19 protein-coding genes and 2 pseudogenes are annotated in these 26,049 nt (G+C 63.2%); 12 read left to right on the top strand and 9 right to left on the bottom strand.

The window, feature by feature from the left end; all coding sequences use genetic code 11:
- Nucleotides 1-12 precede the first annotated feature (12 nt).
- The gene (locus WJU18_RS18370; protein WP_423454575.1) at nucleotides 13-573 is read right to left on the bottom strand and encodes a DUF6622 family protein; all 561 of its coding nucleotides are present in this window, start codon (nucleotides 571-573) and stop codon (nucleotides 13-15) included.
- 368 nt (nucleotides 574-941) lie between these two features.
- On the opposite strand from WJU18_RS18370, the gene WJU18_RS18365 reads away from it, so the two are divergent.
- From WJU18_RS18365 to WJU18_RS18340, 6 genes and pseudogenes are all read left to right on the top strand, one after another.
- Entirely contained in the window at nucleotides 942-1,766 is an 825-nt protein-coding gene (locus WJU18_RS18365; RefSeq protein ID WP_423454574.1) for an undecaprenyl-diphosphate phosphatase, read from the top strand.
- A 170-nt stretch (nucleotides 1,767-1,936) separates the two neighbouring features.
- Entirely contained in the window at nucleotides 1,937-3,367 is a 1,431-nt protein-coding gene (locus tag WJU18_RS18360; protein WP_423454572.1) for an efflux RND transporter periplasmic adaptor subunit, read from the top strand.
- 194 nt (nucleotides 3,368-3,561) lie between these two features.
- Nucleotides 3,562-6,759: pseudogene (locus tag WJU18_RS18355) on the top strand (efflux RND transporter permease subunit).
- Nucleotides 6,756-10,141 (top strand): annotated as a pseudogene (locus WJU18_RS18350) (efflux RND transporter permease subunit). The pseudogenes WJU18_RS18355 and WJU18_RS18350 overlap by 4 nt, the downstream one beginning before the upstream one ends.
- Nucleotides 10,142-10,159: 18 nt before the next feature.
- Entirely contained in the window at nucleotides 10,160-11,614 is a 1,455-nt protein-coding gene (locus WJU18_RS18345) for an efflux transporter outer membrane subunit (protein WP_423454571.1), read from the top strand.
- Nucleotides 11,611-12,879, top strand: coding sequence for an MFS transporter (locus WJU18_RS18340; RefSeq protein ID WP_423454569.1), 1,269 nt, complete (start codon nucleotides 11,611-11,613; stop codon nucleotides 12,877-12,879). Before WJU18_RS18345 ends, WJU18_RS18340 begins: the two co-directional genes overlap by 4 nt.
- Nucleotides 12,880-12,904: 25 nt before the next feature.
- On the opposite strand, the gene WJU18_RS18335 is transcribed toward WJU18_RS18340, so the two are convergent.
- The 7 genes from WJU18_RS18335 to WJU18_RS18305 form a co-directional block, all read right to left on the bottom strand.
- Nucleotides 12,905-13,867, bottom strand: coding sequence for an arsenic resistance protein (locus WJU18_RS18335; RefSeq protein ID WP_423454567.1), 963 nt, complete (start codon nucleotides 13,865-13,867; stop codon nucleotides 12,905-12,907).
- Nucleotides 13,868-13,904: 37 nt separating this feature from the next.
- On the bottom strand, nucleotides 13,905-14,249 hold the full coding sequence (locus WJU18_RS18330; RefSeq protein ID WP_423454565.1) for a copper-binding protein: 345 nt from the start codon (nucleotides 14,247-14,249) through the stop codon (nucleotides 13,905-13,907).
- A 7-nt stretch (nucleotides 14,250-14,256) separates the two neighbouring features.
- Entirely contained in the window at nucleotides 14,257-14,742 is a 486-nt protein-coding gene (locus WJU18_RS18325; RefSeq protein WP_423454563.1) for a DUF411 domain-containing protein, read from the bottom strand.
- A 29-nt stretch (nucleotides 14,743-14,771) separates the two neighbouring features.
- Nucleotides 14,772-15,263, bottom strand: a complete 492-nt coding sequence (locus tag WJU18_RS18320) for a cupredoxin domain-containing protein (protein ID WP_423454561.1) — start codon at nucleotides 15,261-15,263, stop codon at nucleotides 14,772-14,774.
- Nucleotides 15,264-15,350: 87 nt separating this feature from the next.
- Nucleotides 15,351-16,763 carry a multicopper oxidase family protein gene (locus tag WJU18_RS18315; protein ID WP_423454559.1) on the bottom strand — a complete coding sequence of 471 codons (1,413 nt, stop codon included), beginning with the start codon at nucleotides 16,761-16,763 and terminating at the stop codon, nucleotides 15,351-15,353.
- A 6-nt stretch (nucleotides 16,764-16,769) separates the two neighbouring features.
- On the bottom strand, nucleotides 16,770-18,179 hold the full coding sequence (locus tag WJU18_RS18310; RefSeq protein ID WP_423454558.1) for a TolC family protein: 1,410 nt from the start codon (nucleotides 18,177-18,179) through the stop codon (nucleotides 16,770-16,772).
- A complete protein-coding gene (locus tag WJU18_RS18305; RefSeq protein WP_423454557.1) occupies nucleotides 18,176-18,508 on the bottom strand; it encodes a hypothetical protein in 333 nt (110 codons plus the stop codon). Before WJU18_RS18305 ends, WJU18_RS18310 begins: the two co-directional genes overlap by 4 nt.
- A 220-nt stretch (nucleotides 18,509-18,728) precedes the next feature.
- Between WJU18_RS18305 and WJU18_RS18300 the strand changes: the two genes are divergently transcribed.
- Nucleotides 18,729-19,412, top strand: coding sequence for a heavy metal response regulator transcription factor (locus WJU18_RS18300; protein WP_423454555.1), 684 nt, complete (start codon nucleotides 18,729-18,731; stop codon nucleotides 19,410-19,412).
- Nucleotides 19,409-20,785, top strand: a complete 1,377-nt coding sequence (locus WJU18_RS18295) for a heavy metal sensor histidine kinase (protein WP_423454554.1) — start codon at nucleotides 19,409-19,411, stop codon at nucleotides 20,783-20,785. Before WJU18_RS18300 ends, WJU18_RS18295 begins: the two co-directional genes overlap by 4 nt.
- A gap of 18 nt (nucleotides 20,786-20,803) precedes the next feature.
- On the opposite strand, the gene WJU18_RS18290 is transcribed toward WJU18_RS18295, so the two are convergent.
- A complete protein-coding gene (locus tag WJU18_RS18290) occupies nucleotides 20,804-21,778 on the bottom strand; it encodes an NADPH:quinone oxidoreductase family protein (protein WP_423454553.1) in 975 nt (324 codons plus the stop codon).
- 180 nt (nucleotides 21,779-21,958) lie between these two features.
- Here WJU18_RS18290 and surE point away from each other — a divergent pair, with 180 nt between their 5' ends.
- The 4 genes from surE to rlmD all read left to right on the top strand — a co-directional run bounded on the left by surE (nucleotide 21,959) and on the right by rlmD (nucleotide 26,034).
- The gene (gene surE, locus WJU18_RS18285) at nucleotides 21,959-22,747 is read left to right on the top strand and encodes a 5'/3'-nucleotidase SurE (protein WP_423454551.1); all 789 of its coding nucleotides are present in this window, start codon (nucleotides 21,959-21,961) and stop codon (nucleotides 22,745-22,747) included.
- Nucleotides 22,747-23,562, top strand: a complete 816-nt coding sequence (locus WJU18_RS18280; protein WP_423454550.1) for a protein-L-isoaspartate(D-aspartate) O-methyltransferase — start codon at nucleotides 22,747-22,749, stop codon at nucleotides 23,560-23,562. The genes surE and WJU18_RS18280 overlap by 1 nt, the downstream gene beginning before the upstream one ends.
- Nucleotides 23,563-23,584: 22 nt before the next feature.
- Nucleotides 23,585-24,439 carry a peptidoglycan DD-metalloendopeptidase family protein gene (locus WJU18_RS18275; RefSeq protein WP_423454548.1) on the top strand — a complete coding sequence of 285 codons (855 nt, stop codon included), beginning with the start codon at nucleotides 23,585-23,587 and terminating at the stop codon, nucleotides 24,437-24,439.
- A 134-nt stretch (nucleotides 24,440-24,573) separates the two neighbouring features.
- Nucleotides 24,574-26,034 carry a 23S rRNA (uracil(1939)-C(5))-methyltransferase RlmD gene (gene rlmD / locus WJU18_RS18270; RefSeq protein WP_423454546.1) on the top strand — a complete coding sequence of 487 codons (1,461 nt, stop codon included), beginning with the start codon at nucleotides 24,574-24,576 and terminating at the stop codon, nucleotides 26,032-26,034.
- Nucleotides 26,035-26,049: the final 15 nt, after the last annotated feature.

Below are 26,049 nucleotides of genomic sequence, written 5' to 3'. Positions count from 1 at the left end.
GTTTCTGGGTGTTCAGATGGAGGTGGCCAGGGCGGCCCCAGGGTGGCGGGCAAGGCGCAGCACGCGCAGCGAGCGAACGGCAAACAGGCCTGAGAGCGCGCCATACACGGCGGTGGTGGCGAAGGCAAAGCCGGTGTGGTGGGCCAGGGCGGGCTCCATGGCCAATTGCACGCCCACGCCGTATTTCATCAGGAACACCAGCACGATCAGCAGCAGCGGCACCCAGCTGCCGGGCATATGGAAGCTGCGCGTGGCAGGCTCGTAATGTGTGCCGCCAGGTGCGCGAGCGTTCCAGCCGGCGGCCACTACCGCGGCGTAGCAGATTGCCCACAAGGCCAGCAGTTCGATGAGCTGGCCCATGGAAGCAAAAGCCGACTGCACGCCCCACAAGGCCAGCCCACCCATGGCAACGGGCATCAGCGCAAGACGCCCGATGTGGACATCGCGGGAGCGGGTGGAAGAAAGGCCCAGCCAGGTCAGCCCGGCCAGCAGGCCGCCTACCCATGCGGGTGTCTGGCGAACGATGTCGGTAATGGCTTCAGGGTGTTGGATCAGCAGGGTGGTCAGCAGCATGATGTTCTCCGTGATTCGGGTTGATCGATGGCGTGACTGTGCCGATGGAGCCCCGCGAGTGCCAGCGCGGTGCGACGAAATGCAGCCTGGCGGCGCGAAATGCAGTTGGAAGGCGTGAAATTCAACGCGGCCGGACAGGTCGGATACGGGGTAAGGCAACGCTGAACAAGTCCCCGCGCGCGTCGCATCCCTGCCTCGGGCGGTCTGCCGCGTTGAAAATGCTCCCGATATCGCCTGATATCGCTACGCTTTTCGCCTTGCAGCCCATCCCGATCCAGGGCGCGCCACATCGCGGGGACTTGTTCAGCGTCGCCTAACCCCGGACCCCCACCGTAGAATTTGAGTCCGCCGCAACGAAAAGGATTTACGTGGATACCGTTTTACTGCTCAAGTCCGCCATCATGGGCATCGTGGAGGGCTTGACCGAGTTCCTGCCAATTTCATCCACAGGCCATCTCATCCTGGCCGGCAGTTTGCTCAATTTCACGGGCACCAAGGCCCAGGTATTCGAAATTGCGATTCAGACCGGTGCCATTCTGGCGGTCATCATCGTCTATTGGCAGAAGATCCGTGAAACGCTGGTGGCGCTGCCCAGCAGCCGGAATGCGCAGCGCTTTTCACTCAATGTGCTGATTGCGTTCCTGCCCGCTGTGCTGCTGGGCCTGTTGTTCGGCAAGATGATCAAGGCGCACCTGTTCACCCCGCAGGTGGTGGCCACCACCTTCATTCTGGGGGCACTCGTCATTTTCTGGGCCGAGCGCCGTCCGCAAAGCGCTGCCCGCATACACAGCGTGGATGAGATGACCGCGTGGGATGCGCTCAAGGTCGGCCTGGTGCAATGCCTGGCCATGATTCCAGGTACCAGCCGCTCGGGGGCGACCATCATCGGGGGCATGCTCCTGGGACTTTCGCGCAAGGCCGCGACCGATTTTTCATTCTTCCTGGCGATCCCCACGTTGATCGGCGCCGGCGTGTATTCGCTCTACAAGGAGCGCGCGCTGCTGTCGGCGGCTGATTTGCCGATGTTTGCCGTGGGCTTGCTGTTTTCGTTTGTCAGCGCCTGGTTCTGTGTGCGCTGGCTCCTGCGGTATATCTCCAGCCATAGTTTCGTGCCGTTCGCGTGGTACCGGCTGGTGTTCGGGCTGATCGTTCTCGCCACTTGGCTGACTGGCACCGTGGTGTGGCAGGAATGAGACCGTAACGCGCCATAAGCTCACCTGGCTTTACAAATCTTCAAGTCCCCATATTGGGGCGTTTGCAGGTTGCGGCTACGATTTAAGTGAAATTCTGTTACCGCGCGGATGATTCCTTGAGATTCGCCGTGCGGTCAGGATGCCAAAAATGGTTATTTCAGCCTTAGATCATGCACGCAACACCTCCGTTCGATGCCCCCACCGCCGCACCTGAGGTGCCGTCCCGGCCGCAACGCCGCTGGCTGAGCTGGGTGGTGGGCCTGCTGTTGATCGCGTTGCTGGTTGGCGGTGCATGGTGGCTGGTTCAGCGCTCCAAGATGCCGGCGGGCGGGCGGGTCGGATTCGCGGGCGGGCCCGGCGGTGGCGGGTTTTCCGTGACCGTGGGGTCGGCCGTGGCCAGGCAGGGCGATTTGCCCATTTATATCGAGGCGCTCGGCACCGTCACGCCGGTGGTTACGGTGGCCTTGAAGCCACAGGTATCGGGCGTACTGACCGAAGTGCGCTTCACCGAAGGGCAGACAGTCAAGAAGGGCGAAGTCCTGGCGGTCATCGACCCGCGCCCGTTCGAGCAAACGCTTGCCCAGGCGCAAGGCCAGCGCGCCCGCGACGAGGCCCAACTGGCCGCCGCCCGCGTGACCTTGCAGCGCTACCAGACCTTGTGGAAGCAAGACTCCATTGCCCGCCAGGATCTTGACACCCAGGCTGCGCTGGTCAAGCAACTGGAGGGTACGGTGCAGAGTGACCGGGCTTCCGAAGATGCGGCCAAGCTGAATGTGTCCTATGCCCGCGTCACCTCGCCCATTACCGGAAGAGTGGGGTTGAGAGCGGTAGATCCCGGCAACATGATGCAGGCCGGCAGCACCACGATCGCCACGTTGACGCAGATGGCGCCCATAGATGTGCAGTTCGCCGTGCCGCAGGACCGCGTGCCCGACGTGCTCGCGGCGCAGCAAAAAGGCACTTTGCCTGTGGCCGCGTTCGACCGTGGCCGCACGAAGCGGCTGGAGCAGGGGAGTTTTTCAACGCTCGACAACGTGGTGGACACCACCACCGGCACCGTCAAGGCCAAGGCGCGCTTTGCCAATGCTGGCAGCACCTTGTATCCCGCGCAGTTCGTCAATATCCAGCTCCAGCTGGGAGCGGCGTCCGGCATCCTTGTACCGGTGACCGCTGTCCGCACAGGGCCGAAGGGTGATTATGTGTATGTGGTCGACAGTGATCGCGTAGCGCATATGAAGAGCGTGAAGCGCGGCCTGGCAACGACTGACCAGATCCAGATCACTTCCGGCCTACAGGGCGGGGAACTGGTGGTGACCGAAGGTGGCGATGCCGTCAAGGACGGCGGCAAGGTGCAACTGGCCAGTGAAAAATCAGCGGCCGGGGCCGCTTCAAGCGCCAGCGCGCCGAAACCGGCAGGCAGCCAACCATCGGCGGCCGAGGGCGCGGCGGTACCTGCGTCGGCCGCCAGCAGGCCGGCGTGGTTTGACCGCCTGCCGCCCGATGTGCAAAAGAAACTGATGGCCATGCCGCCTGAAGAGAGGCGGGCCTATGTGGAGAAAATGCGCGAGCGGCGGCGTGCCCAGGCCCAGGGCCGGGAATAGGCGGGGTGATGCATGCGTATGCTGTGCATGGCTCTTAGCGCTTTGAACCTCTCCTTGTCTCAGGAGGTTTGGGTAGCTGTATATCGCTTCTCCCGTCATTCCCGCGCAGGCGGGAATCCAGGGGGCGTTGGAGAGGCTGTGCTGGATTCCCGCCTGCGCGGGAATGACGGAGAAGGAACAGGAAGATCTGGCCCATGAACGCGTCCCGTCTCTTCATCCTGCGCCCAGTGGCCACGGGCTTGTTCATGTTGGCCATCGTGTTGACGGGGCTGGTCGGGTTGCGTTTTCTGCCTCTGGCGGCGTTGCCCCAGGTGGATTACCCCACCATCCAGGTGCAGACGCTCTACCCGGGGGAGTCCCGATGTGATGAGCCGGACCGTGACCGCGCCGCTCGAGCGGCAGTTCGGTCAGATGTCGGGGCTCGACCGCATGGCCAGTACCAGCGCAGCCGGGGTCTCGATCATCACCCTGCAGTTTGCGCTGTCGCAATCCATGGATTCAGCTGAGCAGCAAGTGCAGGCGGCCATCAACGCCGGTGCCTCCATGCTGCCCGCCGATTTACCGGCGCCGCCCATCTATGCCAAAGTGAATCCGGCTGACGCGCCGATTCTGACCTTGGCCATCTCCTCCAGCGAACTGCCGCTGACCGAAGTGCAGAACATGGTCAACACCCGCCTGGCGCAGAAGATCAGCCAGATCAGCGGTGTCGGTCTGGTGACGCTGGCGGGTGGCCAGCGGCCGGCCGTGCGGGTGCAGGGCAATGTGGACGCGCTGGCAGCGCTGGGAATGGGGCTCGACAGCGTGAGCTCAGCGATCAGCGTGGCCAACAGCAACAGCGCCAAGGGGGCTTCGACGGGCCGCAGCGTTCGTACACCATCAACGCCAACTCCCAGTTGATGACGGCGGCGGATTACCGCGAACTGATCCTGGCCTACCGCAATGGCGCCCCGGTGCGCCTGAAGGATGTCGCGCGGGTGGTCGACGGCTCCGAAAACAGCCGTCTGGGCGCCTGGGCAGCCATCAAGGACGATCCCCTGCCCATGGCCGGCGGCTCTGCAAAGGATGGCGCGCCGCTGGTGCCCGCGATTATCTTGAACGTGCAGCGCCAGCCGGGGGCCAATGTCATCAACACGGTGGATGCCATTCAGAAAGCATTGCCGGCCTTGCGCGAGAGCATGCCGCGCACGGTGAGCGTGCAGGTGCTCACCGACCGTACGACTGGCATTCGCGCCTCGGTCGATCACGTGAAGATGGAGCTGATACTGGCCGTCGTGATGGTGGTGCTGGTGATCTTCTTCTTCCTGCACAGCCTGCGCGCCACGGTGATCGCGTCCATCGCGGTGCCGATTTCGCTCCTGGGCAGCATGGGGGCGATGTACCTGCTGGGCTACAGTCTGAACAACCTGAGCCTGATGGCGCTCACGATCGCCACCGGCTTCGTGGTGGACGACGCCATCGTGATGATCGAGAACATCTCGCGCCACATGGAAATGGGCAAGAAGCCATTCCAGGCCGCGATGGAAGGAGCGGGCGAAATCGGCTTCACCATCATTTCGCTCACGGTGTCGCTGATCGCGGTGCTGATTCCTCTGTTGTTCATGCAAGAGGTGATCGGCCGGCTGTTCCGCGAGTTCGCGGTCACGCTGGCTATCACTATTTTGATCTCCGCCATCGTGTCGCTGACGCTGGTGCCGATGATGTCCGCCCGCTGGCTGCGTCCGCTGCACGAGGTGCATGGGCGCATGGCGCGCACGGTGCAGCAAGGGCTCGATTGGGTAGTGTCCCGCTACGACCGGGGTCTGGTCTGGGTGCTGGGGCACCAGCTGCTTACGCTGCTCGTAGCGCTGGGCACTCTGGCGCTCACCGCGCTTTTGTATTGGGGCATGCCCAAGGGTTTGTTTCCCACGCAGAGCACCGGCCAGTTGCAGGTGCGCGTACAGGCCGCGCCGGAGGTTTCCTTCGAGCGTATGTCGGCCCTTCAGCAAGCTGCGGCCGAGGCCGTTCTGGCAGACCCCGCTGTGAGCTCGCTCAGCTCGGTAGTGGGGGTGGATGCGGTCAACAACACCATGCTGAGTGCCGGCCGCATGATTGTCAACTTGCGCCCGCAAGGCGTGCTGGGCGACGGTCAAGACACCATCATGCAGCGGCTGCGCCAGCGCGTGGCGCAGGCCACGCCAGGCATCACTCTGTATCTGCAGCCCACGCAGGATTTGACCGTTGACAGCGAATCGGGTCCCACCCAGTACCGTTTCGCGCTGGAGGGCGTGAATACCGCGCAGGTCAATGAATGGGCGCAACGGCTGGTGCAGGCGCTGCAATCGGTGCCCGAGGTGCGCCATCCGATCACCGATGCGGGCGCGAAAAACCTCTCGGCCTATGTCGAGATCAACCGCGACACCGCCGCGCGCCTGGGCGTGACCGCCAGCTCGCTTGACAACACGCTCTACAACGCTTTCGGCCAGCGCATCGTGTCCACCATCTTCACCGATACCAACCAGTATCGCGTGATCCTGGAGGCGCAGCGTGACGAAGCGGCCTCGCTGCACACGCTGGCCAACCTGCCCGTGCGCACCAGCAGCGGGGCGACTACGCCGCTCTCGTCGTTTGCCACGGTGCGCGAGCAGAGCGCGCCTTCGCAGGTGGTGCGGGTGGCGCAGTATCCTGCAGCCACCGTGGGTTTTGATACAGCGCCTGGGGTATCGTTGGGGACAGCGGTGGCGGCTGTGCGGGACACCGCGGCCAAGGCGGGGCTTCCTGATGGCATCAAGCTGCGCTTCACCGGCGCTTCGGGGGCCTACCAAAGCTCGCTGTCGAATCAGCTCTGGCTGATTTTGGCTGCGGTGGTATGCGTGTACATCGTGCTGGGCGTGCTGTATGAGAGCTATGTCCACCCGCTCACCATTTTGTCCACCTTGCCTTCAGCCGGCGTCGGCGCCTTGCTGGCACTATGGATCACCGGGCATGAGCTGGACGTGGTGGGCATCATCGGCCTCATTCTGCTGATCGGCATCGTGAAGAAGAACGCGATCATGATGATCGACTTCGCCATAGAGGCCGAGCGTGGCGAGGGCAAGACACCGCGCGAAGCCATTCACCAGGCCGCGCTTCTGCGCTTCAGGCCCATTCTGATGACCACCCTGGCCGCGCTGGCGGCGGCACTGCCGCTCATGTTCAGCTTCGGCGACGGCGCGGAGTTGCGCCGGCCTCTGGGTATTGCCATCTTTGGCGGGCTGGTGCTGAGCCAGTTGCTGACGCTGTTCACCACCCCGGTGATCTATCTCATGTTCGACAGATTGGGCGGGCGCCTGAGCCATGCCGGTGCGCCGGACAACGAGGCTCAGATTGGGCCTGACGCGCAACCGGGGACCGAGTCGGGAGCGGTACGGTCGTGAACCTTTCGCGCCCCTTCATCGAACGGCCCATCGCCACCGTCCTGCTGACGCTGGGGGTGGCGCTGGCGGGCATCGCGGCTTTCTTCCTGCTGCCTGTCGCGCGGCTGCCTTCGGTGGATTTTCCCGTGATTTCGGTCACCGCCAACATGGCCGGGGCTTCACCCGCCGACATGGCGCGCTCGGTAGCGACACCGCTTGAGCGTACGCTGGGGGTGATCGCCGGTGTGAACGAGATGACCTCCAGGAGCTCGACGGGAACGAGCCGCGTCACGCTGCAGTTCGACCTGAACCGGAATATCGACAGCGCGGCGCGTGAGGTGCAAGCGGCCATCAATGCGGCCCGCATCGATCTGCCAGCCGATCTGCGCTCCAACCCAACCTACCGGAAGGCCAACCCGGCGGCGCAGCCTTTCATGATCCTGGCGCTGACTTCCAAGACGCGCTCGCCGGGGCAGATCTACGATGCCGTCTCGAACGTGATCAGCCAGCGCTTGCTGCAGGTGGATGGCGTGGGCGATGTGGAACTGGGCGGTTCTTCGCTGCCCGCGGTGCGGGTTGAACTGAACCCGTTTTCCATGCAGGACCTGGGCATCTCCGCCGAAGACGTGCGGGCGGCGCTGCAGGCCAACAATGCCAACCGGCCCAAGGGCGTGATCGAGGTGGGCAAGGGTGACGACAGCCGCGCACTGCAGGTGCTGACTCCGCCACCAGGTTTGCGCGCGGCCGACTACCGCGATCTGATCATCGCTTCGCGCGGCAACAACCAGGTCCGCCTTTCGGATATTGCCAAGGTGACGGACAGCGTGGAGAACACGCGCACGCGGGGTCTGTTCAACGGAGAGCCGGCGATCGTGGTCAATATCACGCAGGAGCCAGGCGCCAATTTGATCAAGACGGCCGATGCGATCGATGACCTGCTGCCCATCCTGCGCGCGCAACTGCCGCAGGACATCAATCTCGACGTGGCGATCGATCGTACCGGTTCCATCCGCGCTTCAGTGGCGGAGGTGGAGTTCACCCTCATCATCGCCGTGCTGCTGGTGGTCGCGGTAGTGGGCGTTTTCCTGCGCACACTGCGTGCGGCGGTGATTCCGGCCGTGGCCACTGTCGTTTCACTGCTGGGAACCTTCGGCATCATGTATTTGTGCGGTTTCTCGCTCAACAACCTGACGCTCATGGCGCTCACGGTGGCGACGGGGTTCGTGGTGGACGATGCCATCGTGGTGCTGGAAAACACCTCGCGCCACATGGAGGAAGGCATGTCCCGCCGCGAGGCCGCGCTGCGAGGCGCCCGGGAAGTCTGCTTCACGGTGCTGACCATCAGCTTGTCGCTGGTCGCGGTATTCATTCCTTTGCTGTTCATGGGCGGCCAGCCCGGCAGGCTGTTCAGGGAATTCGCCGTCACACTTTCCGCGGCGGTGATGATTTCGCTGTTGATTTCGCTGACCACCACGCCCATGATGTGCGCGATGCTGTTGCGCGTGAGCTCCAGGAAAGGGGAGCGCGCTCCACTGCGCCAGAGTTGGTCGCAGCGCCTGCGGGCACGTCTGCCGCGCTGGCTGGGTGGCGGGGCACCCGCACCGGTGAGCGATTCATGGGTGACTCGCACCTACGCCCGCACGCTCGATGCGGCGCTGGCTGCGCCCTGGGTGGTCATGCTCGTGCTGGTGACCGTGGTCGGGTTGAACGTTTATCTGTTCCTGCACATTCCCAAAGGCTATTTCCCCGAGCAGGACAATGGGCAGATGGTGGGCGGTCTGCGCGCTGATCAAAGTATTTCTTCTGCCGCCATGGGCGACAAGCTTGCCCAGGCTGTGGAGATCATCCGGCGCGATCCGGCGGTGGAGACAGTGGTGGCTTTTGCCGGCGGTGGGCGCTCGGGGGGCGGTTTCATGGCGGCGGCGCTCAAACCCAACGGCAAGCGTGGTGGTGCTGATGGCCGCGAGACCACCAGACAGGTCATCAACCGTTTGCGCCCACAATTGACGCAGCTGAGCGGCATGCGCATATTTCTGGCACCTGTGCAGGAGCTGCGCATGGGGGGCGCAGCAGCAACTCCACCTATCAATACACCTTGAAAGGCGACAACGCGAACGATTTGCGCGCCTGGACGCTCAAGCTCACGGACCGGCTGAAGCAGGACCAGCGCCTGGTGGACATCGACGACGACCAATCCGACAACGGCGTCGAAACCTTCGTCGACATAGACCGGGATCACGCCGCCCAACTCGGCGTGTCGCAGACGGGCGTGAACGCCGCGCTCTACGACGCCTTCGGCCAGCGCACCGTGGCTACCATGTACCAGGATCTGAATCAATATTCGGTGGTCATGGAGTGGGCGCCGCAATATGCCACTTCGCCCGTGGTGTTGCGTGATGTGCGGGTGCCCGTGACGCTGGCAGTCTCGCCTGCCGCCAGCAGCGCACCCAGCGTATTTCAGACAGGGCCGCAGAACACCATGTTCTCCCTTCCCAATACGGCGCAGGCGATCACTGCCAACATGAGTACCGGCACCGCCGGCAGCAGTACCAGCAGCTCGACTTCCACTTCCGCCACCTCCGCCAATCCAGGACAACGCAATGCTTCCACGGGCCAGCCGCTGGCGTCTACTGCGGCAACCATGGTGCCGCTGTCTGCATTCGCCAAGTTCTCGGAGCGTGCTGTGCCGACCTCTGTGCAGCATGACGGCGGCGAGCTGTCTGCCACTATTTCATTCGATCTGGCTGATGGTGTATTGCTGGAGCAGGGCCGCCAGGCCATATTGGAGGACCAGGCCGATATCGGTATGCCCAACAACGTGCGCGGCGCCTTCAGCGGCGCGGCGGGCGCGGCTCAGCAGACGCAATCCCAGCAGACGATACTCATCGTGGCCGCCATCGTCGTGATCTACATCGTGCTGGGCATTCTTTATGAAAGCCTGATTCACCCTGTCACTGTGTTAACCACGCTGCCTTCGGCTGGCTTTGGCGCGGTGCTGGCGCTCATGGCCCTGCGCATGGAGTTTTCCATCATGGCTTTGATCGGCGTGTTCCTGCTTATCGGGCTGGTCAAGAAGAACGCCATCCTGATCATCGACTTTGCCCTTGATGCCGAGCGCGCGCGTGGCCTTAGCGCCGCGCAAGCCGTGCGCGAAGCCTGCCTGTTGCGCCTGCGCCCCATCTTGATGACCACGCTGGCCGCCGGCCTGGGTGCCTTGCCGCTGGCCATCGGTTTCGGGCAGGGCTCGGAACTGCGCCAGCCTCTGGGAGTGACCATCATCGGCGGCTTGATTGCCAGCCAGTTGCTCACCCTGCTCACCACCCCCGTGGTGTACGTGCTGCTCGACAAACTGCGCCGCCGCCCCGAGGGCGAAGCGCATCTGGCACGTGCTGTCACAGCCTAGACCGCGAAGAATCCGCACATGGTAGTCAAAGTACACCGAATCCCAGGCGCCAGCCGGCGCTCGAAACCCAGCACGCTCCTGGCGCCTGTTTTCCTTGCGCTGCTCAGCGCCTGCAGCATGGCGCCGCAGGAAAACGTGCCTGCCGTGCCGCTGTCCACCGCCTGGAAGAGCGTGCCAACGGCCGAGGGCTGGGTGAGCGCGGACGCCGCTCGCGCATGGCAAGCCGGCAAATGGTGGGAGCTTTTTGAAGACCCCGTGCTGGCTGATCTGATGGGCCGGGTCGAGGTCTCCAACCAGAACCTGGCGCTGGCAGTCGCCAACGTGGCCCAGGCGCAGGCCCTGCTCGAGCAGCAACGGGCGGCACTATGGCCTACGCTGGGCGTACAGGCGGGTGCGCAGCGCACGGGCGGGCAGGGGGCTTCGAACGCCGGGAGTTCGCTCTCCGCGAGCTTGTCAGCCAGTTGGGCGCCTGATCTATGGGGGCGGCTTGGCGATGCCGCCCGCGCACAGGCGGCCAATGTACAAATCAGCCAGGCGGATCTGGCGAACGCGCGCCTGTCGGCCCAGGGCAGCCTTGCCAATGCCTATTTGGCCCTGCGCGAAGCCGATGCGGAAATCGTGCTGCTGGATGAAACCGTGAAAGCCTACGAGCGCAGCACCAGCATCACTCAGAATCGCTACGAGGCTGGCGTGGCTGCCCGCACCGATCTGCTGCAGGCACAGGCCACGCTGCTCAGCGCGCAAGCCAGCCGCACGGCCATGACGCGTAGCCGGGCCGTCTATGAGCATGCCATCGCGTTGCTCGTGGGCGAGGTGCCAGCCAACTTTTCGCTGGCGGCCCAGCAATGGATTGACCGCGTACCCGAGGTGCCCGCAGGCGTGCCTTCGGCGTTGCTGCTGCGCCGGCCGGATATAGCCGCTGCGGAACGCTCCGTCGCCGCCGCCAACCTGCAGATCGGTGTGGCACGCTCGGCGTTCTTCCCTAGCGTCACACTCAGCGCCTCGGGTGGCCCGAACACGGGCTTTCCTGTCAGCAATCTGTTTTCTGCTTCGAACATGCTGTGGTCGCTCGGTCTCTCCGTGGCCGAAACCCTGTTCGATGCTGGTGCCCGCCAGGCACGGGTCGATCAAACCATGGCTGCGCGGGATGCGGCCATTGCCACTTATCGCCAGACGGCGCTCACGGCCATGGGGCAGGTGGAGGACCAATTGACCGCGTTGCAGACGCTGGCACAGCAGATGGAGCAGACGCGCCAGGCCGCTGATGCCGCCTCGCGTGTCGAGCAGCAGGTACTCAACAGCTACCAGGCGGGCCTTTCGGCCTACACTGCCGTGGTAACAGCTCAAGCCGGTGCGCTTTCTCAGCGGCGTGGCGTACTTCAGTTGCAGTTGCAGCGGCAGCAAGCCGCGGTGGGATTGATCCAGGCGATGGGAGGCGGGTGGCAAGCCCCTTGGGCGGATGCCGCGCCATGAGCGGCCCTGATCTTTCCCCCAAAGAGTCCACCGCGCCCGAAACCGCTTTTGCCGAGCTGCGGCGCGAGAGGCCGTTCATGCATCTGTGGCTTGCGCGCCTGCTGGGTAGCGCAGGCGCGCAGATGCTGATGGTGGCCATTGGCTGGCACATGTATGACCTCACGGGCAGCGCCTGGGATCTCGGCTTGGTGGGCCTCTACCAGTTTGGGCCGGCCCTGCTGCTCGCCCTCGTGGCGGGGCACGTGGTCGATCACCATCACCGCGGGCGCATCCTGGCGCTGTGCCTGGGCGTGCAGGGCTTCGTGGCGCTTGCTTTGCTCTCGGCGCACGCGACAGGGCATGATTCGCGCGCCTTGCTGCTGACGATCTCGTTGGTGCTGGGCGCGGTGCGCGCATTCCAGATGCCTGCCCAGCAGGCGCTCATACCGCTGCTGGTCTCGCCCAGGCTGCTGCCGCGCGCGATGGCCTTCGCTGCGACAGGCACCCAGGCGGCCGTGATCGGCGGGCCGGCTCTGGGCGGTTTTTTGTTCGCAGCCGGCACGGGAGCCGTGTACGGCAGTTGCGTGCTGCTGTTCGGAGCGGCTTGCTTCTTCGTGGCGCGGCTGCACTACGCCCATAGTCCGCCAGCGCGCGAACCCGTCACCATGGCCACGTTGCTGGCCGGCGTGCGCTTCATCTGGCAGCGCAAACCGGTGCTTGGCGCGGTATCTTTAGATCTGTTCGCTGTGCTGCTGGGCGGCGCGGTGGCACTGCTGCCCATCTTCGCGAAAGACATCCTCCATGTCGGGCCCTGGGGATTGGGGGTGCTGCGCGGCGCACCGGCGATAGGTGCTCTGGTGATGTCTGTATGGCTCACGCACAAGCCGGTAGAGCGCCGGGTGGGCAGGACACTGCTCATGGCCGTGGGCGCATTCGGAGTCTGCATGGTGGTCTTCGGGCTGTCGCGCAGCTTTGTCATGTCGCTTCTGGCACTGACGGTTTCGGGCGCGGCCGACATGGTGAATGTGGTGATCCGCCAAACTCTCGTCCAGCTGGAAACGCCAGATGCGATGAGGGGCCGCGTGAGCGCGGTCAACTCGATTTTCATTGGGGCCAGCAACCAGCTTGGTGAGTTCGAGTCCGGCGCCACGGCAGCGCTGTTGGGCCCGGTAGGGTCTGTGGTAGCGGGAGGCGTGGGTACCATTTTGGTGGCTTTGGCGTGGCAGCGCCTGTTCCCAGCGCTTGCTCAGCGAGACTCCATGGAGCGGGAGGGCACTGGCAGGTGAGCGCTCAAAGCAGAGAGAACACGTTCTAAGCTGCGCCCTTGCCTTGCCGCCCCAAGAGGGACAGCAGTTTCACGTAGATCAGCTCGCTGACAAGTTCCACGAGCGTCTGCGCCACGATCACGGCGGGGATCAGAGGGATGCCGCCAGGAATGGCAAGTCCCAGCGGCAGCACGACCAGGGAGTTGCGGGTGGCGCTGCTGAAGGCGACAGCGCGCCCTTGCTTGGCCGGAAGCTGCCAGCCGCGGGCCGTTGCCCATCCCAGCAAAGGGGCGGCTATTGCAAAGACCACATAGATCGGCAAGACGGCTTTCACGGCCCCCCACGCCAATCCGAGTTGTGGCGTGACGGAGGTCACCACCACAAACAGCACGGCGGCCGTGGCGGGTACCGGCAGCAAACCCAGAGCGCGCACCACTATCCCGCCCATGCGAGTCCGCCGAGCCCACGCCTGGCACGCAACGGCCAACAATAGCGGCACGGCGATCAACCAGACAAACGCATGCAGAAACGGCTGCCACTGCACGAGGCTCGAAGCGGTATCGTCCAAGAAAAATTCCAGGAAGACCGGCAAGAGCAGCATCTGTACTCCCAGCAGGACGGGAGTGGACGCCAGCAACGCCCGAGCATCTGCGTGTCCCAGCTGCGCGAACGTCACCACGTAGTCAATGCACGGGGACAGCAGCACCAGCAGTACACCCGTACGCAGGAGAGGATCGGGCGGAAGCCACGGCATCAGGGCGAACACCAGCACGGGCACGGCGATGAAGTTCGCCGTCAGCAGGGCACCGATGAAGCGCACGTTCATCAGCGCTTGGCGCAACTCCATCAGGGGCATCTGGAGAAACGTGGCGAACAGCATGAGCGCCAGGAGCGGGTCTATGGCTGGAGCCAGGGCGGCGGTGCTCGGCATCAGCCACGCCATACCGGCGGCCAGCGCTACCGCCGCGAAGTAAATGACGGTCTGTCGGGATTCGAGAAATTCACGCAAGCGGATGCAGGGCCGGCAGGTTCACAAGGTAGCAAGTCTACTGGGCTGGCTGAATATCGGTCACGATCATCTTGCCGTTTTCATGAACCACCATGAACTTCACCTTGTCGCCTGGTTTCACGTTCGAGAGCAGGCTTTTGTCCCTGGCCGTGAACACCATGGTCATGCCGGGCATGTCCATGTGCTTGATCTCTCCATGCTTGATGGTGACCTTGCCGTTGTCCAGGTCGACCTTTCTGATCTCTCCATCGGTCATGGACATTTGTTGAGAAGAGGCGTCTGCCTTTGGCGCTGCCGCATCGGCCTGGGCGAAGCCGCTCAGGGGCAGTGCGAGGCCCATGGCCACGGCGGAAACGGACAGGAATTGCTTGAGGCTGTTCATGGTGATCTCACGTATACGAATTGAAGACGATGGCTGATTCATTCTTCTGGATCAGTAGCACTTGATAGGGGTCGCGCCGATCGCCATAGGCGGGTCCATCCATGCCAGGTGAGCCGACCGGCATGCCCGGCACGGCCAATCCCAGGCCCGCGGGCTTTTCCTTGAGCAGACGCCGAATATCGGAAGCGGGTACGTGCCCTTCAATGACATAGCCCTGCACGAGCGCGGTGTGGCAGGAGGCATACTTCTTCGGCATGCCCAGCCGGCTGCGCGCCGCGTTGTTGCCTTGGTCGTACACACTGACGGAAAAGCCGTTTTCCTCAAGGTGGGTGATCCAGTCCTTGCAGCAACCGCAGTTCGGGTCTTTCCACACCTGAATGGGCATACGCGCCGCCGCTACCAGCGAGTGAGAGCCCAGGGCGGCGCCCAAGGCCAGAGTGCCCAACAGCAGCGTGCGCCGTTGCGGTTTCGCGGAAATAGGGGATAAAGACATGATGGGAGGTCCTGGTAATGTTCAGAGCGCTATTGCCTGGTGACCCGGACCTGGCCTTTCATGCCGGCTTCGTAATGGCCCGGTATCAGGCAAGCAAAATTCACAGCACCGGCCTTGGTGAATTGCCAGACGATCTCGCCTTCCTTGCCGGGCTGCAGAGTGATTTTGCCCGGCTCGTCATGCTCCATATCTGGAAACTTCTTCATCTGCTCCAGATGTTCCAGAAGCTCCTTCTCGGTGCCCAGGCTGAGTTCATGCTTGATTTGCCCCGCATTCTTGACGACGAAGCGAACGGTCTCACCCTGCTTGACCTGGATGTCCGACGGCGCGTATCGCATGTTGTCGTTCATCACGATGTTCACGGTGCGATTGGCCTTGGCGGCAATACCGGGCTTGCCAATGGCGGTTTCATCGCCGCCATGGCCGTGACCGCCTGCATGATTGCCGGCAGCCATGGCAGCACTTGAGGCGAGCACCGTGGTGGCAAGGAAGAGGCGAATGACCGATTTCGTGGGTTGCATGAATGATCTCCAGATAAAAATTAGACACGCCGACTTATGCACCCGTCATTCCCGGATGGCCGATCCGTGCATGACGGAACCATGCTGTCAATGTCCGGCATGCGACGCGGGCTTGCGTACGGTGACTTCGGCTGGGGCCGCAGGTTTGCCCGCACGCGGCATCGACGGTCCGCCTGCAGCGCCGGAGCGTACTGGCTCCGCCATGGGGCCGGTGTATTCACGGGCTACCGTGTCCGCCGGATGCTTGTACCAGCCAGGATTCTTATAGTCTCCCGGTTTCTGATCGCGGCGCACCTTGAGCACGCTGAACATGCCGCCCATCTCCACGGAGCCAAACGGCCCCTCGCCGGTCATCATAGGAACGGTGTTGTCAGGAATCGGCATTTCCATTTCAGCCATGTCCGACATACCGCGCTCACCCATCACCATGTACTCCGGAATGAGCTTGTTGATCTTTCTGGCAAGACCACTATGGTCCACACCGATCAATGTAGGCACGTCGTGCCCCATGGCGTTCATGGTGTGGTGGCTCTTGTGGCAGTGAAAAGCCCAGTCGCCTTCCTCGTCGGCCAGGAACTCCATCTGGCGCATTTGGCCCACAGCCACATCGGTGGTCACTTCATGCCAACGCGCGCTCTTGGGCGTAGGGCCACCGTCGGTGCCCGTGACCATGAACTCGTGGCCATGCAGATGCATCGGATGGTTGGTCATGGTGAGATTGCCCACGCGGATGCGAACCTTGTCGCCCAGGCGAACATTCAGGGAATCGATGCCCGGAAAAATCCGGCTATTCCATGACCACAGGTTGAAGTCCGTCATCTCCGCCACTTTTGGGGTCGCGGCCCCTGGCTCGATGTCATAGGCGTTGAGCAGGAAGCAGAAATCCCGCTGGACTTCGTCGATCAGGGGGTGCCGGCCTTTCGGGTGCGTCACCCAGAAACCCATCATGCCCATGGCCATCTGCACCATTTCGTCGGCGTGGGGGTGGTACATGAACGTGCCGGGACGGCGCGCCACGAACTCATAGACGAAAGTCTTGCCCGGCTGAATCGCTGGTTGGGTGAGCCCTGTCACGCCATCCATGCCATTGGGCAAGCGCTGGCCATGCCAATGGATGCTGGTGTGCTCGGGAAGCCGGTTGGTCACGAAAATGCGCACACGGTCGCCTTCCACCACCTCGATCGTGGGGCCCGGACTCTGGCCGTTATAACCCCACAGATGGGCCTTGAAACCGGGTGCCATCTCGCGCACCACCGGTTCGGCTACCAGATGAAACTCCTTGACACCCTGATTCATCCGCCAGGGCAGCGTCCAGCCGTTCAGCGTCACCACCGGGTTGTAGGGCCGGCCTGAATTGGGCACGAGCGGTGGCATGGTCTCCGGGCTGCCTTGGCTGATGGCCTCGGGAAGGGCCGCCATGGCCACACGGCTCACCGCACTGGCGGCTACCGCGCCGCCGGTCATGCCGGTTAACTTGAAAAACGTTCTTCTGGAAGTCATGTCTGTTCAGTGGCTTGCTTCGCTGTTGCTGGGGGCGCTGGAAGTCATGGACACGCTGGCATTCGCAGGGCGCCCGATCATGGCCGCCTGGATGGCCGCGTCGGCCAGCCAGAATTGCTGCTCGGCATCAATGGCGGCTGAGACAGCCCCTACCTGCTCACGCGCATCAGCCAAGAGCTCGAACACGCTGATCAGCATGCCGTTGTAGCGAAGCTGGTTTTCTTCGGAGATCACCTTGCGCAGCGGCACCACCTCGTCGCGGTAGTGCCAGGCCAGGTCATACGCTGTGCGATAGGCCGAGTAGCTTTCCCGCAGGTTGGAGCCGGCTATGCGCACCGTGTCCTCAAGCTGGTTGACGGCCGCCAGCGTGCGCCCGTTCATCGCATCCCGTTGCATGCCACCCCAATCGAAGACAGGCAGGCGCACCGAGACTTCCCAGCCCCGTGCGGTGGAGCGCGTTCCTTCGGCATTGTCGAAGGTGGTGTTGCGGCGGCCTGTCAGTTCGATATCGGTGAAGCTGGTCACCATATCGAGGCCCTGGGCCTTGGCAGCGCCATCGAGGTTGGCCTGGGCCAGGCGGATATCCAGCCGGCCTTTACTGGCCTGCGAGGCCATGGCCTGCGGCTCCATGGGCTGCTTGGGAAGGTCGGGCAGACGCTCAGGGAGCTTGAGCGCTTGGGCCTGTGCTTCATCCAGCCCGAGCAGGCGCACCAGCTCCTCGCGGCTGGCCGTGGCTTGATGCGAGGCCGTACTGAGGCGGACGGCCGCATCGGCGTAAAAAGCCTGCTCGCGCGCACGGGTGATGCGGTTGAAATTGCCGGCAGCTTGCATGCGCCGGGCCAGCTCCGCACCGGCCTGCGCGCTCTCATACACCTGCTGAGCATATTGGAGCGTTTGCCGTGCGGCCACCGCGCGTACCCAGGCTTGGCGTACACGGGTGACCTGGTCCACCACCTCGCCGGTCAAACGCAGCTGCGACTGTTCGATGCGCCGGGTTGCTACGCCATGGCGGGCAGGCAAGGTCAGCAAATCCAATAGGCCGAAGGAGAGGGCGCGCTCCAGTTCCAGCTCATCCCCCGCGACCATGCGCTCGAAGCTGAAGATAGGGTTGGCTATGCGCCCGAGCCGAGCGGCGTCAGCAGATGCCGCCCAACCGCTTGCCAACATGGCTTGCAAGGCAGGACTGTTGACCAAAGCCAGTTGAACGGCGTCTTTCTGCGTCAGAGGGTGGGCTAACAATGACTCGGCAGCCTGCGCATGCTGCTCTCTCTCTTGCGGAGTCCGTGCCAGTGCGAGCTGGCCTTGGGTGAAGTTGCCCGCTTCGTCGTTGACGCGGCTGATGTTCTGATCCAGGGTTACGCTGGCGCATCCCGTCAGCACAGCCAGTCCTAGTGCGGAAAGGGCCAAGCTTTTCATGGCTTGCCTCCACCATGGTGGCCAGCATGAGGATCGCTGGATGGCGTATTCGTGGCCGGCTCGGCGGCCTTGCCTGTTTGCGCTTCCTTGGCATAGGCCCGCCAGCCGCCAATCTGGCCTACCCGGTCATTGGCTTCTCGCCAGGATTGAACGGGCTGGTCTTTGTAGGCCTGATAGGTGCCTATGGGTGACGTGTACTGCAACTGCGTCCGCAGCACAGGTTCCGAAGCGGGTTTCTCCGTGGGGGGCTGGGCCACAGCCCATCCCGCAAGCCCTGCCATGGCCAAAACCAGCCACATCCGGGGCGCCTGATGAATTTCCGATCTCATGCCGGCGATTCTGGCGAGCGCACCCTTTCGCTCAGATGTGCCGAACATTACATTTTTATTATCTTGGCGTCAGAAGGCTTTGAATTCGGCACACTTCGCATATGAGCAGGCCGTACTCCCCCGTCATTCCCGCGCAGGCGGGAATCCAGATCTCTGTTTCGTCGCCGCCGCTGGATTCCCGCCTGCGCGGGAATGACGAAGTCCTCTCGAGTCAATTTCCATGAAGATACTGATCGTCGAAGACGAACCCAAGACGGGGGAGTACCTGCGGCAAGGGCTGAACGAGGCAGGGTATATCTCCGATCTGGTCACCAGCGGCACCGACGGCCTGCACCTGGCGCTGCAGGGCGATCACGACCTGATCATCCTGGACGTCATGCTGCCCGGCCTGAACGGCTGGCAGGTGCTGCAATCCCTGCGCGACCGGGGGCTGCAGATGCCTGTGCTGTTCCTGACGGCTCGTGACCAGGTGGAAGACCGCGTCAAGGGGCTCGAATTGGGCGCGGATGATTACCTCGTCAAGCCGTTCTCGTTCGCGGAATTGCTGGCCAGGGTGCGGATCATCCTGCGGCGCGGCCCCGCGGGCAGCGAAAGCACCCTGTTGCGCGTGGCTGATCTGGAGCTGGATCTGCTGCGGCGCCGGGTTTTGCGCAACGGCAAGCGTGTGGATCTCACGGCCAAGGAATTCGGCTTGCTTGAGCTGCTGATGCGCCGCCATGGCGAGGTGCTGCCTCGCTCGCTCATCGCATCGCAAGTGTGGGACATGAATTTCGACAGCGACACGAACGTCATCGAGGTGGCCATGCGCCGCCTGCGCGTGAAGATCGACGAGGGGCACCCGGTGAAGCTCATCCAGACCGTACGGGGCATGGGCTATGTGCTCGAAATACCGGAGGAAGAGTGAAGCTTTCTCTGACCCGGCGCCTGAGCCTTTTCTTCACGGTGGCTGCCGCCGTGGTGGTGCTGGGCCTGGGCAGCATGTTCCTGGTGGAAACAGAGCGGCATTTCGTGGAACTGGACCGAATGGTGCTGCAGGACAAGCGGCACCTGATCGAGGAGATTCTTCGCAACGCCAACTCGGCGGAAGACGCGCGGTGGCGCTTGAGCGAGGCCTTGAACTACCACCATGATCTCCGTGTGATGGTCAAGGATGGCCACGGCAAGGCGGTTTTTCAATTCCCGGATTCAGAGGCGCCCGTGCAAGGCGGAGACCGTTTGCATACCGACGAACAGGGCACGTTCGGCGTCTGGCATCACGGTGGCGCGGAGTTCCACACCCTGGGGTTTGATGCCGTGCCGGCGTATTCGGCTGCGGCGCTCAAGGTGCTGATCGCGGCCGATACGATGCACCATGTGCAGTTTCTGAACGGGCTTCGCCGCAGCCTTGTGATCTATGTGATGGCAGCCATTGCGGCCTGCGGATTGCTCTCGTGGTTCGCGGCGCGCCAGGGATTGGCCCCGTTGCGGGAAATGAAATCTCGCGCGGCGGCGGTCACGAGCCAGAAGCTGACCGAGCGCATGCCGGTCGAGACGGTGCCCGTGGAAATGGCTGATCTGGCGCAAGAACTCAACCGCATGCTGGGCCGTCTGCAAGACGATTTTCAGCGCCTGACCGATTTTTCGTCCGACTTGGCGCATGAATTGCGCACCCCCATCAGCAACCTGCTCACGCAGACGCAGGTGGCGCTGGCCTCCAAGCGCGACGCAGCCACCTACCGGGATATCCTGGCCTCCAATGCCGAAGAGTTTCAGCGGCTGGCCCGCATGGTGTCCGACATGCTCTTTCTGGCCAAGACCGAGCGTGGCGTGGATTTGCCCCACAAAGAGCGATTTTCCGCACGCCAGGAGGCACAGGCCCTGCTGGATTTCTACGAAGCCGTGGCGGATGAAAAGCATATCCAGCCCAGGCTGGAAGGCGAGGGGAGCATGGAGGGCGACCGTCTGATGTTCCGCCGCGCCGTGAGCAACCTGCTCTCCAACGCCCTGCGCTACACCCCGGAAGCGGGTGAGGTCGCTATCCATATTTCGGCCTCGGCTACAGCCACGGAGGTGACCGTGGAAAACACCGGACCCGAAATCGATCCCAAGAAGCTGCCCCGGCTGTTCGACCGCTTCTACCGCGCCGATCCGGCCAGGGCACACCCCGATTCCGACGGCAGCGGGCTAGGCCTGGCCATTACCCGCGCCATTGCCGTTGCTCATGGCGGAAGCGTGTCGGTCACGTCAGCCCAGGGTCGAACCCGTTTTGTACTCAAATTCCCCAGCCGGCAGGCATGACGAATGAGAGGGCTGCGCTCAGTTCACCAGGACCAGCTTGCCCTTGACCTCACGGCTGTTCATACGGGCGTAGGCGGCCTTCAGGTCGCTCATGGGCATCTGGCGATCGATCTCCGGCTTGATCTTCCCCTCCGCATACCACTTGGCCAACTCTTCCATCATGACCGCGTTGGCCTGCGGTTCCCGGCGCGAAAAATCGCCCCAGAACACGCCCACGATGCTGGCGCCCTTGATCAGCGCGAGGTTGATCTTGATGGCCGGGATGTCGCCCGCGGCAAAGCCCACCACCAGATGACGCCCGCGCCATGCAATCGAGCGGAATGCCTGCTCCGTGAAATCACCACCCACCGGGTCGTAGATCACATCAGGTCCCTTGCCGCCCGTCAGTTCCTTCAGGCGGTCGCGCAGGTTCTCGGTCTGGTAGTTGATGGTCTCGTCGGCGCCAAGCTCCTTGCAGAACGCGCATTTTTCGTCCGTCGAAGCCGCGGCGATCACGCGGGCTCCCGCCACCTTGGCGATCTGGATGGCCGACATACCTACGCCGCCAGCAGCCCCCAGCACGAGCACTGTTTCACCGGCCTTGAGCTGGCCGCGATCCAGCAGTGCATGATGGCTGGTCGCATAGATCATGATGAAAGCCGCTGCGTCCGCAGGCGGAAACCCCGCGGGCAGGGGCATGCACAGCTTGGCGGGCGCCAGCGTATGGGTGGCGAACCCGCCCGTGCCCGAGAGGCAAGCCACGGTTTGGCCTACTTTCAGCTCGGTCACGCCTTCGCCCACTGCCTCGATCACACCGGCATACTCGGAACCGGGAACGAAAGGCAGTTCAGGCTTGAACTGGTATTTGTTCTGCACAATCAGCAGATCCGGAAAATTCAGGCTGGCGGCCTGGATGCGGATCAGCACTTGTCCTTTGCCCGGTTGAGGGGTGGGCAGTTCTTTCCAGGTAAGGGCATCGACACCAACGGGGTTTTCACAAAGCCAAGCGTGCATACGGTCTCCTTCTGAATGGGGTTGCCGCCGATCATAGAGGGATTGAGGCGCCGGCAGAGGCTCCGATGTCTCTGTGGTGACCCTGTGAGGAGGCGGGAAACACCTGATCGAGACACTGTATTTGTAACCATGCATCACCTCTCAGGGGCCCTACAATCGGTTGCACCTGATTTCCCAGACATGAAAATACTGCTTTGCAACGACGACGGTTTCCAGGCCCCCGGCATTGTGGCCCTCTACGAGGCGCTCAAGCGCATGGCTGGGGTCGAGGTCGAGGTGATCGCGCCTGAGCACAACAACAGCGCAAAGTCGAACTCGCTCACGCTGTATTCACCGCTCTACGTGCACCAGGCCGCGAATGGCTTCCGCTACGTCAACGGCACCCCGGCCGACTGCGTGCATATCGCCCTTACAGGCCTGCTGGGCTATAAGCCCGACCTGGTCGTCTCCGGCATCAATAACGGTGCCAACATGGGAGACGACACCATCTATTCGGGCACCGTGGGCGCGGCCATGGAGGGCTACCTGTTCGGAATCCCCGCCATCGCGTTCTCCCAGATCGAAAAAGGCTGGGGCCACCTCGATGCCGCTGCATCCAAGGCCGGCGAGATCGTGGCCATGATCGGCCATCACCAGCAGGAGGGCGGTGATCCATGGCTGCTGAATGTGAACATTCCCAATTTGCCGCTCGAGCAGATCAAGGCGCCCAAGATCTGCCGCCTGGGCCGCAGGCACGCCGCCGAAAAAGTCATTACCCAGACCAGCCCGCGAGGCGATACCATGTACTGGATTGGCGGTGCCGGAGCCGCGCGTGATGCCGCCGAAGACACCGATTTCCACGCTACGGCCCACGGACATATTGCCATTACTCCCTTGAAAGTCGACCTGACCGACCACGGCGCCCTGAGCTACTGGGCGCAAGGCCTTGGGCATATGCTCAGCGAAATGCCAGAGGAAGGGCGGCGCTGATGGCTACACCGCCGCGTCCGGGCTTTCCTGCCCGCATCGACATGGGCAAAACCTCGCCGGCATTGGGGGGGCGCCCGGTGCCGCGGCGCCCGGCAACGCCCGGTTCACTGCCCTCCGCTCCGGCCTCCGTGACAGAAGGGGTCGGCACCGCCATATCCGCGCGAGACCCCATTCCCGCCCGAGCCCGCATGGTTCAGCAACTGGCAGAGGGCGGTGTGCGCGATACGCAGGTGCTTCGTGCCATGGGGGCGGTGGACCGGCATCGGTTCGTCGATAGCGCGCTGGTGCCGCAAGCCTACGAAGACACCGCGCTTCCCATCGGCCTGGGCCAGACCATTTCCAAGCCCAGCGTGGTGGCCCGGATGGTCGAGTTGCTCATGCAGGGCGGCTTGCGTGGCGCCGATGGCCGGTTGGGCCGCGTTCTGGATATAGGCACCGGCTGTGGATATCAGGCCGTGGTGCTGGGCCAACTGGCCAGTGAGGTCTATAGTATTGAACGCCTGCGCGATCTGCATGAGAAAGCGCGGGCTAATCTGCGCCCCTTGCGCATCGCCAACGTACACTTGATTCTGGGCGATGGCATGGCTGGTTTTGCCAAGGGGGCACCATATGCTGGCATCATTGCGGCTGCCGGTGGAGACGCGATACCCGATGCCTGGATCGAGCAATTGGCATACGGGGGCCGCCTCGTCGCACCGATTGCCCACGGCCCCGGCCAGCAAGCCCTGATGGTGGTCGACCGATCACGACAGGGGGTGCAGCAGACTATTTTGGAGGCCGTCAATTTTGTGCCCCTAAAATCGGGGGTCGCTTAAACGCGCAAAGGATTTTTTGTTTATGCTTTCTCTCTCGAGAAAACGCCAGGCTGCCGCCATTGCATTGCTGACGGCAGCTGTTGCGTTGGTTGGCTGCAGTACCACGTCAACCACGCCAGCCCCTGTAGAAGACCGTGGCGCTGGCAGCACGCCCGCCCGGCCCACTGTCGATCCAGCCACGCTACCTGGCGCCGAGAACGCGGGCAAACCAGGCTTCTACACGGTGCGGCCCGGCGACACTATCATGAGGATCGCCACTGAGGTCAACCAGCCTTGGCGGGATATTGCCCGCTGGAACGATCTGGAGAACCCGAACGTCATCGAGGTCGGCCAGGTTCTGCGCGTGGTGCCACCTGTCGGCGGCTCTTCCACCGTGGCCAGCGGCAGTTCCAAGCCTCCGGTGCCCACAGCCACCCAGACCACACCCGGCACGACGACGGCTCCAGCCACGCCTGCTACGCCGGCTGCCACACCTACACCCGCTACACCCGCGCCATCCGCGGGCGCCGATGACGTCGCGTTCATCTGGCCTGCCAGCGGTCCAGTGGTCGCGGGCTTCGACGATGCCAAGAACAAGGGCCTGGCCATCAGCGGCAAGGCAGGCGATCCCATCGTGGCGGCGGCTGACGGCCGGGTGGTCTACGCCGGCTCCGGCCTGCGCGGCTACGGCAATCTGATCATCCTCAAGCACAACAACACTTTCCTCACGGCCTACGCGCACAACAAGGTTCTGTTGGTTAAAGAAGACCAGAGTGTGAAAAAAGGCCAGAAGATCGCCGAAATGGGATCCAGCGACACGGATCGCGTGAAGCTGCATTTCGAGATCCGCCGCTCGGGCAAACCCGTGGATCCCGCACGTTACCTGCCGGCTCGCTGAGAACGTGGCCCCCACGCTTCACCGCTTCGCGAGGTCCGCTGCCCCCCGAGGGGGCCGCTTTTTCATCTTGGGAACGGCCCGGCGATGAAAAATTACCACTGCGACACCAGGGCGCCGTAAGGCGCCTTTCTTTTATGGCTTCAAACCTGGACATCGAAGTTTCTGAATTGCCTCCCCAGGCTGCCTCTCAAGAGGAGTGGCCTGCTGGCTGGCTGCATGTAGATGCGCTTGATATCGATGCGCAGGGCATAGCGCGCCGCCCTGATGGCAAAGTCGTGTTCATAGACGGTGCGCTGCCGGGCGAGCTGGTGTCGGCCAATGTTCACCGCAAGAAGAACAATTGGGAAGCTGCCACCCTCACGGAGATTCACCGCGAGTCCAGTCAACGCGTGCGCCCGGGCTGCCCGCACTTTGGCCTGCACGCTGGTGCGTGCGGGGGCTGCAAGATGCAGCACCTGGAGGCTAGCGCCCAGGTAGCCGTCAAACAGCGCGTACTGGAAGACAACCTCTGGCACCTCGGCAAAGTCAAGCCCGAGCTGATTTTGCGGCCCATCGAGGGCCCTGCCTGGGGCTACCGCTACCGAGCTCGGCTTTCAGTGCGTTATGTGCTCAAGAAGGGCGAAGTGCTGATTGGCTTCCACGAACGCAAGAGCCGCTATGTGGCGGACATGCGCGAATGCCCGGTACTGCCGCCGCACGTCAGCGCATTGCTGCTGCCGCTGCGCGAGCTGATCTACGGCATGGAAGCTCGCCAGACCTGCCCGCAGATCGAGTTGGCAGCTGGCGACACGGTCACCGCACTGGTGCTGCGGCACCTGGAACCCCTCTCAAGCGGCGACATACAGAAACTGCGCGATTTTGCGCAGCAGCACGACATCCAATGGTGGCTGCAGCCCAAAGGGCCTGATTCCGTACGGCTGCTGGACGAAGGTGGGCCTCAATTGGCTTACGCGCTCCCCGACTTCGGCATCACCATGCCCTTCAAGCCGACCGACTTCACCCAGGTCAACCCGCACATCAACCGCGTGCTGGTCACGCGGGCGCTGCGCCTGCTGGGCGCGCAGAAGAATGAGCGCGTGATCGACTGGTTCTGCGGCCTTGGCAATTTCACTTTGCCCATAGCCACCCAGGCGGGCCACGTGCTGGGCATCGAAGGAAGTGAGACTTTGGTAGCACGGGCCCGCCAGAACCTGGAAAGAAATCGGGCGAGCGCCGTGACAGCCATGTCTGCCGAATTTGCCGCACGAAACCTGTTCGAGATGACCGCGGAGATTCTCGCGGCAGATGGCCACGCAGACCGCTGGCTGATCGATCCACCGCGTGAAGGCGCCTTTGCCCTCGTCAAGGCACTGGCCGCCATCCACCAAGCTCGCCTGGGCGCCGAAGATGCCGAACCACTACCCGAGAATGCCAAGGACTGGCAGCCCCCGCGCCGCATCGTCTATGTGAGCTGCAACCCAGCCACCCTGGCACGCGATGCCGGCCTGCTGGTGCATCAGGCGGGTTACCGCTGTACGGCGGCTGGAGTCGTCAACATGTTCCCCCATACCGCCCACGTGGAGAGCATGGCGGTGTTTGAGCTCGTTGCTTCATGAGCTTAAGCGCCTGAG

It is taken from the genome of Ottowia sp. VDI28 (assembly GCF_049532675.1).
Lineage (GTDB): Bacteria > Pseudomonadota > Gammaproteobacteria > Burkholderiales > Burkholderiaceae_C > Ottowia.
Note: the sequence above shows the minus strand (reverse complement) of the source record. Positions and strands in the feature narration are given on the sequence as shown.

What these genes read in the sequence shown, in the direction of transcription:
- WJU18_RS18325 (WP_423454563.1), bottom strand. Translation starts at nt 14,742, where the DNA reads ATGTCTTTATCCCCTATTTCCGCGAAACCGCAACGGCGCACGCTGCTG.
- rlmD (WP_423454546.1), top strand. Translation starts at nt 24,574, where the DNA reads ATGGCTTCAAACCTGGACATCGAAGTTTCTGAATTGCCTCCCCAGGCT.
- WJU18_RS18340 (WP_423454569.1), top strand. Translation starts at nt 11,611, where the DNA reads ATGAGCGGCCCTGATCTTTCCCCCAAAGAGTCCACCGCGCCCGAAACC.
- WJU18_RS18370 (WP_423454575.1), bottom strand. Translation starts at nt 573, where the DNA reads ATGCTGCTGACCACCCTGCTGATCCAACACCCTGAAGCCATTACCGAC.
- WJU18_RS18280 (WP_423454550.1), top strand. Translation starts at nt 22,747, where the DNA reads ATGGCTACACCGCCGCGTCCGGGCTTTCCTGCCCGCATCGACATGGGC.
- WJU18_RS18300 (WP_423454555.1), top strand. Translation starts at nt 18,729, where the DNA reads ATGAAGATACTGATCGTCGAAGACGAACCCAAGACGGGGGAGTACCTG.
- WJU18_RS18310 (WP_423454558.1), bottom strand. Translation starts at nt 18,179, where the DNA reads ATGAAAAGCTTGGCCCTTTCCGCACTAGGACTGGCTGTGCTGACGGGA.
- WJU18_RS18290 (WP_423454553.1), bottom strand. Translation starts at nt 21,778, where the DNA reads ATGCACGCTTGGCTTTGTGAAAACCCCGTTGGTGTCGATGCCCTTACC.
- WJU18_RS18320 (WP_423454561.1), bottom strand. Translation starts at nt 15,263, where the DNA reads ATGCAACCCACGAAATCGGTCATTCGCCTCTTCCTTGCCACCACGGTG.
- WJU18_RS18330 (WP_423454565.1), bottom strand. Translation starts at nt 14,249, where the DNA reads ATGAACAGCCTCAAGCAATTCCTGTCCGTTTCCGCCGTGGCCATGGGC.
- surE (WP_423454551.1), top strand. Translation starts at nt 21,959, where the DNA reads ATGAAAATACTGCTTTGCAACGACGACGGTTTCCAGGCCCCCGGCATT.
- WJU18_RS18345 (WP_423454571.1), top strand. Translation starts at nt 10,160, where the DNA reads ATGGTAGTCAAAGTACACCGAATCCCAGGCGCCAGCCGGCGCTCGAAA.
- WJU18_RS18360 (WP_423454572.1), top strand. Translation starts at nt 1,937, where the DNA reads ATGCACGCAACACCTCCGTTCGATGCCCCCACCGCCGCACCTGAGGTG.
- WJU18_RS18275 (WP_423454548.1), top strand. Translation starts at nt 23,585, where the DNA reads ATGCTTTCTCTCTCGAGAAAACGCCAGGCTGCCGCCATTGCATTGCTG.
- WJU18_RS18315 (WP_423454559.1), bottom strand. Translation starts at nt 16,763, where the DNA reads ATGACTTCCAGAAGAACGTTTTTCAAGTTAACCGGCATGACCGGCGGC.
- WJU18_RS18305 (WP_423454557.1), bottom strand. Translation starts at nt 18,508, where the DNA reads ATGAGATCGGAAATTCATCAGGCGCCCCGGATGTGGCTGGTTTTGGCC.